Below are 13,402 nucleotides of genomic sequence, written 5' to 3'. Positions count from 1 at the left end.
TCTAAATTACTAAGTCTAAAACATTCTTATTCAACTATTCATTATATCTAACTCTATCTATTACTGATTCTTTTCTCAGGAACCTTTCCCCAATATAAGTTATAATACCCTGAATACATATAAATGCTGCCGAAACTAATATTATAGGTACAAATGGTATTTTATATCCGCTGCTTCTCATAAAATCCATATTTAAATAAAGTATATAGGACACCAGAACTCCTAAAACAACTGATACTATTATACTTATACCACAATAATAAAGCCCTTCTATTTGCAGCAACTTTCTAAGTTGAGTCTTTGATAGTCCTACAGCCTCCATCATTCCAAATTCTTTTTTTCTTGTCATTATGCTTGTAAACATAGTATTTATGGAATTTAAAATTCCTATTAGACCTATGATGGATATTAAACTAACAACTGCAAGACCCATACCCTTATATTCTAAGTCTTGTTTTTGTTTATATTCTTTTCTATCAAAAAAGATAGCATTATCATTCCCCTTTAGTATACTTTCCAAACTCTTTTTTACACTGTTGTAACTGTCATTATTAATGTCAATGCACAGCTTTCCTATTCTATCATCCTTAAGTATCCTAGAATAAGAAGCTTCGTGAGTTATAAATTGGGGTCCTCCAGCAGTATAACCAAGCCATCTGGTATTATAACTAACTATAGCTGCTATAGTAAATTCCCTTTTTATTGACTTATTTTCCAATACAACCTTATCTCCAACTTTCAACGGATTTCCAGAAGTATGATTTTCTCCATTGTAATTTACCATAATAACTTCATCTTTGTTTTTTAAACTTTCTTTAGAAATTTCTCCCTGTAAAAGATTTCTTTTTAGTTCATCCAGCATAGAGTCTTCAAAGCCAAAAAAGTTACAATTTATTTCAGAGAATTCTGGCATATCATCTCTTTTAACTTCATTACATTTCTTTAAAATTCTTATATCTGATGTAAAAAGCTCCTTTTGCTTAAGTATATCTACTTTTTCAATTCCTTTTATTTTTTTCACCTTGCTTAATGTCTCTTTATTTAGAGGGTCGCTTCCATCATCCCTGCCGCGAAGAGTTAACCAAGATGCTGTCAACTCAAAATCGCTGCTTATGTGATTATCTTGCTTATTTTTTATGCTAGAAAACATTGAAAAAAATACTATAAATAATATACCCGTTAGAGACATGGATATAATAGTTACAATAGTCCTTTTTTTACTTCTCCAAAGATTTAAGTAAGCTAACCTTCTTATAGCGGTAGTGCCCTTTGCTTTTCTTTCTTTTTTTCCCCCACTTAACTCTACACTACTATACCTTATTGCTTCAATAGGAGATACCTTAGAAGCAATTTTACTTGGCTTTCTAAGGGATATTGCTACTGTAACTAAACTTACAAAAGCAGATAAAATAACTATATATGGTGAAGTTTCTAGTGTTAACTTTACAGTTAAAGGAATCAAAGGTATTATGAATAAGCTTAAAAGATGTCCTAAAATAATGCCTCCAGGAATTCCTATAAAAGATAATATTAATCCTTCTCTGAATATAACCCTTCTTATCTGTTTCTTAGTTGTTCCTAAAGCTGCCAAGAGTCCAAACTGAGTTATTCTCTCCTTGATGGAAATATAAAAAATATTGTATATCACAAGTACTGTTGCAAGTACTACTATAACTCCTGCAATACCAGCAGGTATAAGAACATCTTTAGATAATCCAAGGGCATTTATATACATTTTATTTACACTTATATTTTTGTCACCAAGCCCTATATTATGTCCTATCTCATAAGCAGTATCTGAAATGTTTCTGCCTTTTACTTTTGCACTTGCTTGAATAAATCTTTGCTCTGGCTTAACATTTTTAAAAATGTAATCCTTAGAAACTATAGCCATTGCTTTATATAGCTCTGTTCTCATAAGCTCGCTATCATCTAAAATGCCACAAACTACAAAATCACCTTTACCTTCATAGGAATATGCCTTCATGTCTTGGCTATAGGAAAGGGTAACTTTTTCTCCTATTTTAGGTTTAACCCCCATTTTTTCCAGCATCCATTTAGGCATAGCTATATCCTGTTCTTTTTCAGGCCACTTTCCTTCCTTCAATCTAAAATAATCAGTGGTGTCTCCTGCTGATTCATCTATATAACACATTTCAATAGAATAAGGCTTATACTGATTATTAAAACCCAGACCTATATATTCATTTACTGAAGTAAGCTTTTTGTTGTTTTTCAGTATCTCAACCTGCTTTTCGCTGACATTCGCATACTCTACGTGTAAATCACCAGTTTGAGCTACAATTTGTTTTATCTCCATTTGCTGAAGACTGTAAGATAAAATACATATTGTGCTTATTAAACAAGTTGACAGCATTATAGCTATAATAACAAGTATATTTTTTAACTTATGTACTTTTAAATTTTTTCTTGAAAGGTTTGATAAACTATTCATTTCTCAAGCCTCCCACTATTTTTCCATCCTCTATTCTTATTACTCTATCAGCCATTTGAGCTATCTTATCATTATGAGTTATCATAACTAAAGTTTGATGATATTTTTTTACAGACAGCTTAAGTAAGTTCATTACCTCCTGTCCAGTTTTAGAATCGAGATTTCCTGTAGGTTCATCTGCTAAAATAATAGAGGGCTTTGTAGATAAGGCTCTTGCTATTGCAACCCTCTGCTGTTGTCCTCCTGATAATGCATTGGTAAGCATATTTCTCTTATCATAAATACCTAAGGTTTCCATTAGTTCTTTTATATAATCTTCGTTTACATCCTTTTCATCTAATCCTATAGGAAACACAACATTCTCCCATATATTTAATACTGGAATCAAATTAAAAGATTGAAAAACAAATCCTATTTTTCTTCTTCTAAATATGGCAAGCTTATCATCCTTCATGGAATAGATATCCTTATCATCAATAAACACCTTACCATCCGTTGGTCTGTCTAATCCCCCAAGCAAATGTAGAAGTGTACTTTTCCCTGAACCAGAAGTTCCCACAATGGCAGTGAACTCTCCTTCTTCAATACTTATGTTAATCCCATCTAAAGCTTTTACTAAATTTTCTTCCTTTCCATAATACTTTTTTAATGAATCTGTTTTTAATATCTCCATAATAACTAATTTTCCTCCTTAAGTGCTATTCAATTCTATAGCTAAAGGATACTATTTTATTCTTTCATTTTGCTTTCAACTTTGATAACAGTTTTGTAAGAAATTAATTATTTGGATACAATTAATCTTATAGCAGCCTATAACTTTACCATTAAGTTATAATTTAAAATAAGTACTAGACTGCTTAAGTATTAACTACAACTATAACTGCTAAAAATGCAACTATACAAATTGTTCCCATTAGTGCAATAACATTAAGAATTTTATTTGTTTTAAAATCTGATTTGAATAATCTACGAATAACAATATAAATTGCGATTCCAATAATTCCTCCAAAAGTATTTCCTATAAGGTCAGTTATATCAGATGCTCCTATTGAAAATATGAACTGCATTACCTCATAGAATAAACTCACACCTGCTATCGGAAGAACTTTTTTTAAGAAAGACCAGTTACTTTTAGACATACTAACATAAAGTCCAAAAGGCACAAATACAAGTATATTTTCATATATCTCAGAAAATTCAATCCTGTTATTTACTATTACCGATTCATGGAATGGAATTAAGTTAATGCTTCGTAAATGATCTAATTTTTGAATTGAAAATTGCATTTTAAATAGTATAATCCAAGTTAATATCCCCAAATACACTATAAGTAAGCCTGTTGTTAATAATTGTTGTTTTGTTTCTTTGTTTTTCATATGTAACCCCCGTATCCTTTTTTATAAAGATTGCTATTTATCTTCTATACAACATTATAAAATAGTTTTCTTAATTTTTTATAAATTAAATATAAAGAAAGTATAAAGGGTATCATTCCATTATTGTAATTTATCTCCAACATTCACAACAATTTTGTAAGAAAAGGCTAAAAGTTGTCCATTGATCTTTTTCAGATTTTACTGTTATACATCCTCCTTGCTCCTCTAATATCTTTCTTGTAAGATACAGTCCTACTCCAGAGCCTTCAGACTCTTGTACTATTTTTGAATTTCCCCTATAAAATCTTTTAAATATATTGTTAACTTCCTCCCCATCTATTCCTATACCATTATCTTCTATATCAAGCCTTACATAAGACTCCATTTTGTTTACGGATATTTTTATATATCCACCTACCTCTGTATACTTAATTGCATTCTCTATAACATTGATAATTGCTTCTTTTGTCCACTTATGATCATAAATAATAAAAATACTATCTTCACTTTCAAAGCTTATATCAATATCTTTTTTTGAAGCCTTTAGATACACCTCATTAACAGCCTCACATATAGTTTCTTTAATATCTCCTTTTTCTTTTTTTAAATTAATCATACCTGCTTCTAATCGTGATAACTTAACTAAAGAGCCTGTTAACCATTCTAACTTATTTATATCCGCTCTGCTTCTATTTAAAAATTCTATTCTTTCATTCTCTTCAATATTTTCTTCTAACAAAAGAGAATTAAACATCTTTATAGATGCTAGTGGAGTTTTTAACTGATGTGATATATCTGTTATTAAAGATTTGATGTTCTCTTTCTCTTTTTCTAAAGCCTCAAAACTGATTTTAAGCCTTCTTATCATCTGTTCAAATTGTATAGAAATTCTTGATAGAATACCTTCTGTATCGCCAAGCATGTTTACTGAATAATCTCCAGCCATTACTTTGTCTATGTTTTTCGAAAAATATTCCAATCTTTCTCCAAGATACTTACTTCCTCTTAAAAACAAAACAATATTTAATAGCATTATTACAAAAGCTCCCACTATCGTACAAGCCATAAACATATAAAAACTGCCTTTAAAAATATCATCTTCAAAGGCTTTTGTATTTATATCATATCCGTATTTTAATAAGGTTTTATTCCCAATTTCTAAATATTTTTCATCATTTTTATTTATTACTGTCTTTACAATTTCTAATTCTCTTTCTGGATAAATGCTTACTAATTTGCCCACTACCTCTTGATTTAATTTAATTTGCTCCCTATGTACTTGCTCCAAAAGGTAGTACTGGGAAATTAATAAAATAGACCACATAAGAAGCAAACTAATTAATAGGAAAGTAAACATCTTTTTAAATAAAGGTTCTTTCTTTATATAATCAATCATTTTACACACCTTTCTGCCCATACATAACCTATGCCTCTTACTGTTCTTATATATTTAGGATTCGATGGATCTTCCTCAATTTTTTCTCTAAGTCTTCTTATGTTAACAGCCACAGTGTTAGAATCCACAAAGTCTCCATCTAAGTCCCACAACTCGCTTAAAAGCTGCTCCCTCTTAATTATTTGACTTCCATTTACCATTAAATATTTCAATAACTGTAATTCCTTCTTGCTTAATATTATCTCTCTCCCATTTTTCAACACCATCATTTCTTGTGGACAAAAGCTTATATCTCCTGAAATAATTTTTTCAGAAGATTTATTTTCACTGCTTCTTCTAAGAAATGCATTTACCTTTGACATCAATATCATAAAACTGAAGGGCTTGGTTATATAATCATCTGCTCCCATATCTAATCCTGTAACTATGTCCACTTCTTCATCACAAGCAGTTAAAAATATGATAAATACATCACTAATCTTTCTTATTTCTCTGCAAAAGTCTAGTCCACTTCCATCTGGGAGTCCTATGTCTAATATAACTAAGTCTATATTCATACTATTAAATATTTCTCTTGCTTCCATTAAGCTTTTAGCTGAAAAAACTGACATTTCTTCCTTTTCTAATTTAAAAGAAATTCCCCTATTTAAAGATTCGTCATTTTCTACTAATAAAATACTTTTCATCAACTGCACCTGCTCACTTATGTTTATTTTAATAATCCAATATATGAATTTATTATCTTTAGCCGCTTTTATAACTTTTCGCTATAAACTTATTTATTTCCTTCATATTTAGATCAAGATTATAATAACAATGAAAAAATCAGAGAATGCTTAAATTTTATAAAATTTAAAGGGCAAATTTAAAACTAATTAAAATTTTAAATTTGCCCTTTTGATACTTAATCTTTTCTTGTAAGCTGATTTTTTTTATTTAAAAGCCTTAAATTAAACTCCAAACACTTTTTATAAGAATAGTAACAAAAGCCCATTCCAAGAAGTTCTGCTGATACTAAAATTGGCATTAATGATATCGTTGAAATTTTTATATTTTGAAATAGGTAATAATAAAGGGATGGAGTGCACGAGATAACTCCAATTATTATAAATACTGACATAAAAGCTAGCTTTACATCTTTTTGTTTTATGGCAAATATATACATAAAAACAAGCCTTGAAATTGTTCCAATAATCGCCCCAAGCACAGAGGAGATAACTAAGGTCGCAATAGTATACCTATTCATATTTACTACTGTTATTTCAGCCATTCCAACAAATAGTCCAATAAACATAGATATTATTAAATTCAATAAAAAGTCCTTCATATGTTCTTTCATATACAAATCACCTCAAAATCTAAAACTTTGCTTTATTTTGTGATCTCCTTCAACTATAATCTAGCTAAAAATTTTCGAATAGTTATACACCAAGAAATTTTTTAAAGTCATTTAAATACTTTCGTGTAACATAAACTTCTTCATCTATATCTATCATTTTTAATATAAGTCTACTATTAAACCATGAAATAATACGATCCACCTTGACTATGTTTACAATGAAACATTTACTTACTCTTATAAAGCCTTTACTTTCCAACTTTTCTTCTAATTCATAAAGCTTTTCTTTTACTTTATATTTTTTGTCTTTTGTTCTGCCAAAAACGTCATTCCCCATAGCTTCAAAATAATAAATATTATCATATGTTAGAACCTTAAGGTTATCTTCTTCGCATCTTCCTGTAATTATATTTTTAAACTCTTCTTTACTAATCGAAATTTGATCCAAATAGTCAATTAAAACATTTATAGTTGTCATATCAAAGTATATACCTATTTTTCCTTCTTCTATATCAAAGCCTTTTTCAACTATACATACCTTAGCATCCTTACTAATTTTTATTTTCCTATTATTCAAAAGTTCCTCTAATACTCTCCTAATGTTTTCACAACAAATTAAATCTATCTCCATTCTAAACCTCATTTTGGTCTCTTGACCCTACTACTTATATTTTAGCCCTTGAAAATTGAAAAATATTTTACTGGAGCTGTCGCATTTAGAAATACGGCCGACACTTAACTTATGCTCCAGGATATCTAAGTTCATCAACTCCATTTTATTAAATTTTAAGAGCTAAAACTACATATTTATTTTAACATGCAATCTTTAATATGTAACATGCATTCAATACCATAATTATAAATAAGCATATTAAGTAACTAGCAATTTATTCCATGATAATGCATCTTACATATTTAAAATTGCATATTAAAGGAAATCTATGGTCTGAATTTACAAATTTTAATAGAATTATATCCATAAGGTCATAGTATTTAAAAAATAACTATCAATTCAATTTACTTATAGGATAAAGAATTACACCAGAAAATTAACATATCCCGGAGTGTAAGTCAATTTTCGGCCGTGCAACCCTATATTAAAAATTTATTTAAGGAGGCAGTCTATATGATAAAAGGCTTTATTCTAGGCCTTTCAAGTGGTGGCTATTGTGTTACTTCTTGTATTCCTGTATTGGTTCCATATATTTTGAGTGAAGGTAAAGCTACAAAGTGGAATTTTATTTATTTATCCAAATTTATGCTTGGAAGGCTTATTGGATATGTGTTGTTTGCTACTCTGGCATGGGTTACAGGAAATTTTATAATAACGCAATCTAGTTATAAAGAAATCATATTTGCAATATCCTATATACTTCTATCTCTAACACTTATTTTTTATACTTTTTCTAATTCTCATAGAGTTTGCAACATTAAATATTTTAACAAATTTTTCAATCCTGCAAACAAAGAAAAAAACTTTACTACTATCTTACTTTTAGGTCTCTTTACTGGTTTAAATGTTTGTCCACCATTTGTTTTAGCTTTCTCTGATGCTGCTTTCTTTACTAACATTTTAAGCAGCATTCTGTACTTTATTGCTTTTTTTGCTGGTACCACCATATACTTTATACCTATTCCATTCATAGGAGCTTTAAAGAGTAACCAAATTAAATTTATAGGTCAAATGTGTTCTGTAATAATTGGTGTATTTTACATGTGTTTAGGAATATTAATGCTTTTAAGGAGATTATATTGAAATGAATAATTTAGAAACCAATAAATCATTAGAACTAAGTAAGTATAAAAAAATCATTAAATCATTGATAGCTTGCATACCAATAATATTGTTGAGTCTTGTTTTACTAACAGGAGGTCAAAAACTTCCAAAAGAGCCTTTAATGAAAATTTCTTTCTTTATAGGGTATATTTTTATAAATGTAATATTTTTCTTGATGATGTACACAAAGAAAACCTATAAGTATAGAAAAATATTTTTTGTAACCTATGCTTTACTCTTTGTAGTAACCTTTATGACTAATTTAGTTGAAGTAAGAGGTAGTATTTTCTATAATCAATCTACTTTTATTTCTGGAGAAACTCCTTTTTGTCATATGGTAATTCCTATGATTATAATACCAGCAGCTTTAACTAAAACCATAATTTTTCCTGGTTCTCTTCTAAATGGCTTTGCCAGTATTGCAAGTATGATAGTAATTTGGCTTGGTGCCACTATAGCCTTTGGACGAGGCTGGTGCAGCTGGGCTTGTTTTTATGGTGGTTTGGATGAAGGTTGTTCTTCTTTATGTAAAAAAACAAAATTAAAAATAAACAAAAAGTGGACTTATTTATCCTTTGCTATTTTAATATCTATTGTTCTACTATCTGCTGCTACTCTTTCCCCTGTTTACTGTGATTGGCTTTGCCCTTTTAAAGCAGTTACAGAATCAGAACAGATAACCTCTTTTGTAACCATTATTAAAACTATAATTTTTTATTCTCTATTTCTGATCTTAGTTATAATATTACCTATACTCACTGGAAAGAGAACTCAGTGCGGACTGTTTTGCCCTTTTGGAGCATTTCAATCCTTTACTAACAAAATAAATATATTTGAAGTAAGAGTTGATAAGAACAAATGCTTAAACTGCAAAAAATGTATAATGGAATGTCCTACTTATTCAATGGATGAAAATAGTCTCTTAAATTCCAAAGCTCTAATGACTTGTACTAAATGTGGAAAGTGTATAGATATATGCCCTGCTTCTGCTATATCTTATCATATAAAAGGTACAAACATAGGGTTAAAAACTACTTTATCAAGATATCTTTTTATATATCCTGTTTATACATTTGCTCTTACAATTGGCGGTAGCATGATAGTTAAGGGAATATACAAAATTTTAAAGCTTATAACCACAGGAAGTTTTTTTTAAAGAAAGGAGTCCTAAATAATGATTAAAATTAAAGCTTTTTTAGGATATATTGCTGCTATTCTAACTTTATTTGTAGTCTTAGCTACTTTTATAGGTAACGACTTTTTCGCTAAAAGGTTTGTTGATATTACCTCATTAAAAGTTTCTCCCATATATACTGGTGGTGAAGTGTCTAAAGTTTTATCTTTCAACGATTATCAGGTAAAAATACACAAACCTGTATTTCAAGGGCTTTTTTCTGATAAATCTAAGGGCTTTGTTCAAATTGATTATGAAGGTAAAAATATACCTGCGATAATTTCGCAAAATATAGACTTTGACAATGATGGCAATGATGATTTTTATATTAAATACGATGTTAAAAATGACAAATCTGAATTTAAAGCTTTAAATAAAAATGTAGTTTCTTTAGAGGGAGTATATAAAGTAAAAGGCAATTATGCTGTGAGAGTATCTTTGAAAAAGTAAAATTAAATAAGAAGTAAAGTTCATATAAAGATAAAGCCTTTGTATGAACTTTACTCTCTAAGATATACAACAATTAGGCAACCTACTTTTAACACAATCTTAATTGACATACCTAAATTATATGTATATACTGAAAGTGTTAAATGGAAGAAGGTGAAAAATTGAATAAGAAATCAAAATTAATAACACCTGATGTTATTGAGGAATGTCTATGTGAATCACTTGATATTATTGAGAAAAGCACTCTAATTCTTGAAAAGAATTCATCATCACATAGAAAAACAAAGATATCATCGAAATAGCCTCTCAATACAAGGCTTTTTTTATTTTTTGATAAAAACATATAATATTACTTAATTGGTATATAAATATATATTTCAGACTAATCATTATCTATCCCTAGAAAACTTTCATCATAATTTTCTATAAGATTGCCTTTTTCCATAAGTCCAGTTTCCTTATTAATATTTACTGTTCCTTTACAGTCACCGTTTAATTTTACATTTGCTTGAAATCCCATGAAATTAGCTGGTTTATCTTTAGTATCTGAAGTAATTGTTGATTGTACATCAACATTTAACAATCCATCTTTTTCTCCTAAAAGCTTTAGTTTATTACTAACTTCCATTGGGAATATTGTCTTTATGCTATATTTATTTTCCCATATATCATTATTCTTAACTTGGCCCTGTGGATAATAGTTCACACTCTGGTTAACCATTGATTTAATAGCATCATCACCAAAGCTCTCAGATAAAGTAGCCTTAAATGTCTTCTTTTGTTCTTCACTGCCTGGAAGCTTAGAAACTACTGAGTTTAATAATTCATCTACACACTTTACCTCTAATACTTGCCCTTTATTACTTACTTTTACTGTAAAGCCCTTTCCTACAATAGCTCCATAAATAGAAGCTAAAGGATTATTGGAACCTGGATTTTTGGAATCATACTCCATTTTTTGTCCAGCAGAATCTGCTGATATTTTTATAGAATCATAAATTTAATATTCAGCCATCCTAAAAATGCAATAAAAAAACCGTTTACAAGTTATAAATATAATCCTATGACTTTACTCCCTATATCGAATGACTATAGGACTCTATTAATCTAAGCTAATGCTAGCCGTGATTATCTATATAGGAGTGGGTGATTAAACAAAATTTTGCATTAAGTAAATTCTTAAATATCATCCGTGGATATCTATAATTATATTGACACAACCGTTATATCTGTATATACTGTTTATATACACTATATTAAATATATACACTCTTTAACAAGGAGCATTTTTAATTATGAATATAATTATTTCAAATTCATCCGGAGATCCAATATATGAACAAATTACGAAGCAGATAAAAAATCTTATTTTTAACGAAACCCTTGGTAAAGGTGATTCCCTACCATCTATAAGAAACCTAGCCCAAGAATTAAAAATAAGTGTAATCACCACGAAACGAGCTTATGAGGAACTTGAGCGAGAAGGCTTCATTGAGACTATCCCTGGAAAAGGATCTTATGTTGCTGGACAAAATAAGGAACTTCTGAGAGAAAAAAGAATGAAACTTATTGAAGACAAACTACTAGAAGCTATCGAAGAAAGTAAACTTATAGGACTATCATTAGATGATCTAAAAGATATGTTGGATATATTATCTGACAATTCCCGTGATTAATAATGCAATAATAAATAATTATGGAGGTTTACCATGAGTAATATTTTAGAAATAACCAACTTAACAAAAGAATATAAGGATTTTAAATTAGATAATATAAGTTTTAAATTGGAAAGAGGATTTATTATGGGTTTTATAGGTCCAAATGGAGCAGGTAAAAGCACTACAATAAAGCTTATAATGAACCTTGTTAGAAAAAATTCTGGTGAAATAAAAGTCTTTGGACTTGATAATATTGAAAACGAAAAAGAAATAAAGCAAAAGATAGGTTTTGTTTATGATGAAAATTATTTCTATGAAGAATTAAATTTAATAGAAATGAAAAATATACTAGCACCTTTTTATAAAAGTTGGGACAATAAAGCTTTTAATAACTATATGTCAAATTTCAATTTACCTTTAAAGAAAAAAATAAAACAATTGTCTAAAGGCATGAAAATGAAGTATTCTCTTGCCATTGCCCTTTCTCATGGTGCAGAGTTTATTATTATGGATGAACCAACTTCTGGCCTTGATCCTATTTTTAGAAGTGAAATCCTAGATATCCTCTACTCAGTAATACAGGACGAAAACAAAGGAATTCTTTTTTCAACACATATTACTACTGATTTAGAAAAAATCGCAGACTACATCACATTTTTAAATAAAGGAAAAGTAATATTTTCCGATGCTAAAGATAATATCCTTGAAAACTATAGCATTATTAAAGGCGACAAATCTCTTTTGGATGAAGATACAAAAAAAAGATTTGTTGGCATAAGAGAAAATTCTTTTGGGTTTGAAGCTTTAACAAATAACACTGAAAGAATCAAAAGATTATTTAAGAATAATGCCTTAATTGAAAAAGCTAATTTAGAAGATATTATGCTTTATACTGTAAGGGGGATGCAAAATGTTTAATCTAGTTTTAAAAGATATTCTTATTCAAAAAAAATATTTATTTTTTTCCATCATATACTTTTTTTTCTTTACTTTTATGTTTAAAGATCATCCTTCTATATTGTTTGGTACAGTTCCAATAATGATTTCATATATGCTTTTAATAGGCGCCTGCGGTTTTGATGATAAAAACAAATCTGAAATAATGCTGAATAGTTTACCTATAAATAGAGTTACCTTGGTTATATCAAAATATATATCTGTATGCGTCTTTATATCTATAGGAATATTTTTAACATTTGCGTTTACAAATATATTAAGTTTTTCTGGAATTATTCATTTCGATAGATTAATAACTTCAGAAGATATTTTGGTTGATATAGTTGGAACCATGTTCTTTAGTGCCTTATACTTTCCAATTCATTTTAAATTTGGATATCAAAAGACAAGATATTTTCTTATAATCATATTTTGTTTTGTATTTGCTGCTCCATCTATTTTAGTTAAAACTATATTTAAAAGTAGTCCAACTCCAAATTTTATAGTTTATCTCGACAACCAACCCGATTGGATAGTAACCTCGCTTATTATCATAATAACCTTTGTAGTGTTTTTTATATCCTTGCTTATATCCATTAAATCCTATGTTAATAAAGATTTATAGATACGAATTATAATTGTAAAGACTACAAGTAAGATTTCTCTATTATTCATGTAAAAAAATATATAGATACTCACACCAGACATTTAACTTATACGCAGGGATATATTGACATTCTGGAAGACACATTTAAATACTTTTGCTACAAGTCTTAGCTCATATTTTTGAAAAAGCTTAGAAGATTTGATTGGTTAAAAGTCTAAATGACTTTTAACGAGC

At 28.8% G+C, this 13,402-nt stretch carries 15 protein-coding genes; 7 read left to right on the top strand and 8 right to left on the bottom strand.

All coding sequences use genetic code 11. The features are described 5' to 3' along the window. Nucleotides 1-34: 34 nt before the first annotated feature. The 7 genes from I6U48_RS20220 to I6U48_RS20190 all read right to left on the bottom strand — a co-directional run bounded on the left by I6U48_RS20220 (nucleotide 35) and on the right by I6U48_RS20190 (nucleotide 7,197). Complete coding sequence (locus tag I6U48_RS20220; protein WP_218322288.1) at nucleotides 35-2,455, bottom strand: ABC transporter permease; 2,421 nt, start codon at nucleotides 2,453-2,455, stop codon at nucleotides 35-37. Beyond that, nucleotides 2,448-3,128, bottom strand: coding sequence for an ABC transporter ATP-binding protein (locus I6U48_RS20215; protein WP_218322287.1), 681 nt, complete (start codon nucleotides 3,126-3,128; stop codon nucleotides 2,448-2,450). The genes I6U48_RS20220 and I6U48_RS20215 overlap by 8 nt, the downstream gene beginning before the upstream one ends. 184 nt (nucleotides 3,129-3,312) lie before the next feature. Further along, entirely contained in the window at nucleotides 3,313-3,831 is a 519-nt protein-coding gene (locus tag I6U48_RS20210) for a VanZ family protein (protein WP_218322286.1), read from the bottom strand. 130 nt (nucleotides 3,832-3,961) lie between these two features. After that, a complete protein-coding gene (locus tag I6U48_RS20205; protein WP_218322285.1) occupies nucleotides 3,962-5,227 on the bottom strand; it encodes a sensor histidine kinase in 1,266 nt (421 codons plus the stop codon). Then, complete coding sequence (locus I6U48_RS20200) at nucleotides 5,224-5,913, bottom strand: response regulator transcription factor (RefSeq protein ID WP_218322284.1); 690 nt, start codon at nucleotides 5,911-5,913, stop codon at nucleotides 5,224-5,226. Before I6U48_RS20200 ends, I6U48_RS20205 begins: the two co-directional genes overlap by 4 nt. Nucleotides 5,914-6,131: 218 nt before the next feature. Beyond that, nucleotides 6,132-6,566 carry a hypothetical protein gene (locus tag I6U48_RS20195; RefSeq protein WP_218322283.1) on the bottom strand — a complete coding sequence of 145 codons (435 nt, stop codon included), beginning with the start codon at nucleotides 6,564-6,566 and terminating at the stop codon, nucleotides 6,132-6,134. Between the two features lie 82 nt (nucleotides 6,567-6,648). Beyond that, a complete protein-coding gene (locus I6U48_RS20190) occupies nucleotides 6,649-7,197 on the bottom strand; it encodes a LytTR family DNA-binding domain-containing protein (protein WP_218322282.1) in 549 nt (182 codons plus the stop codon). 495 nt (nucleotides 7,198-7,692) lie between these two features. On the opposite strand from I6U48_RS20190, the gene I6U48_RS20185 reads away from it, so the two are divergent. The 4 genes from I6U48_RS20185 (at nucleotide 7,693) to I6U48_RS20170 (ending at nucleotide 10,269) form a co-directional block, all read left to right on the top strand. Then, the gene (locus I6U48_RS20185; protein WP_218322281.1) at nucleotides 7,693-8,322 is read left to right on the top strand and encodes a sulfite exporter TauE/SafE family protein; all 630 of its coding nucleotides are present in this window, start codon (nucleotides 7,693-7,695) and stop codon (nucleotides 8,320-8,322) included. 1 nt (nucleotide 8,323) lies between these two features. Continuing rightward, nucleotides 8,324-9,499: a 4Fe-4S binding protein gene (locus tag I6U48_RS20180; protein WP_218322280.1), complete on the top strand. Its 1,176-nt coding sequence runs from the start codon at nucleotides 8,324-8,326 to the stop codon at nucleotides 9,497-9,499. 18 nt (nucleotides 9,500-9,517) lie between these two features. Next, nucleotides 9,518-9,967, top strand: a complete 450-nt coding sequence (locus I6U48_RS20175) for a hypothetical protein (protein WP_218322279.1) — start codon at nucleotides 9,518-9,520, stop codon at nucleotides 9,965-9,967. A gap of 161 nt (nucleotides 9,968-10,128) precedes the next feature. Continuing rightward, on the top strand, nucleotides 10,129-10,269 hold the full coding sequence (locus I6U48_RS20170) for a hypothetical protein (protein WP_218322325.1): 141 nt from the start codon (nucleotides 10,129-10,131) through the stop codon (nucleotides 10,267-10,269). 80 nt (nucleotides 10,270-10,349) lie between these two features. Here the strand turns inward: I6U48_RS20170 and I6U48_RS20165 are convergent, their stop codons facing one another. After that, nucleotides 10,350-10,955 carry a DUF6263 family protein gene (locus tag I6U48_RS20165; RefSeq protein ID WP_312891101.1) on the bottom strand — a complete coding sequence of 202 codons (606 nt, stop codon included), beginning with the start codon at nucleotides 10,953-10,955 and terminating at the stop codon, nucleotides 10,350-10,352. A 307-nt stretch (nucleotides 10,956-11,262) separates the two neighbouring features. Here I6U48_RS20165 and I6U48_RS20160 point away from each other — a divergent pair, with 307 nt between their 5' ends. From I6U48_RS20160 to I6U48_RS20150, 3 genes are read left to right on the top strand one after another with little or no spacing between them, the layout of a single operon-like run. After that, nucleotides 11,263-11,643 (top strand): GntR family transcriptional regulator, encoded by a 381-nt coding sequence (locus I6U48_RS20160; protein WP_218322277.1) that lies wholly within the window; start codon nucleotides 11,263-11,265, stop codon nucleotides 11,641-11,643. Nucleotides 11,644-11,676: 33 nt separating this feature from the next. Next, nucleotides 11,677-12,543 (top strand): ABC transporter ATP-binding protein, encoded by an 867-nt coding sequence (locus I6U48_RS20155; protein WP_218322276.1) that lies wholly within the window; start codon nucleotides 11,677-11,679, stop codon nucleotides 12,541-12,543. After that, nucleotides 12,536-13,186 (top strand): ABC-2 transporter permease, encoded by a 651-nt coding sequence (locus tag I6U48_RS20150; RefSeq protein WP_218322275.1) that lies wholly within the window; start codon nucleotides 12,536-12,538, stop codon nucleotides 13,184-13,186. Before I6U48_RS20155 ends, I6U48_RS20150 begins: the two co-directional genes overlap by 8 nt. Nucleotides 13,187-13,402 lie beyond the last annotated feature (216 nt).

Source organism: Clostridium thailandense (assembly GCF_019207025.1).
Lineage (GTDB): Bacteria > Bacillota > Clostridia > Clostridiales > Clostridiaceae > Clostridium_AM > Clostridium_AM thailandense.
This window is presented reverse-complemented; position numbering and strand designations above follow the sequence as displayed.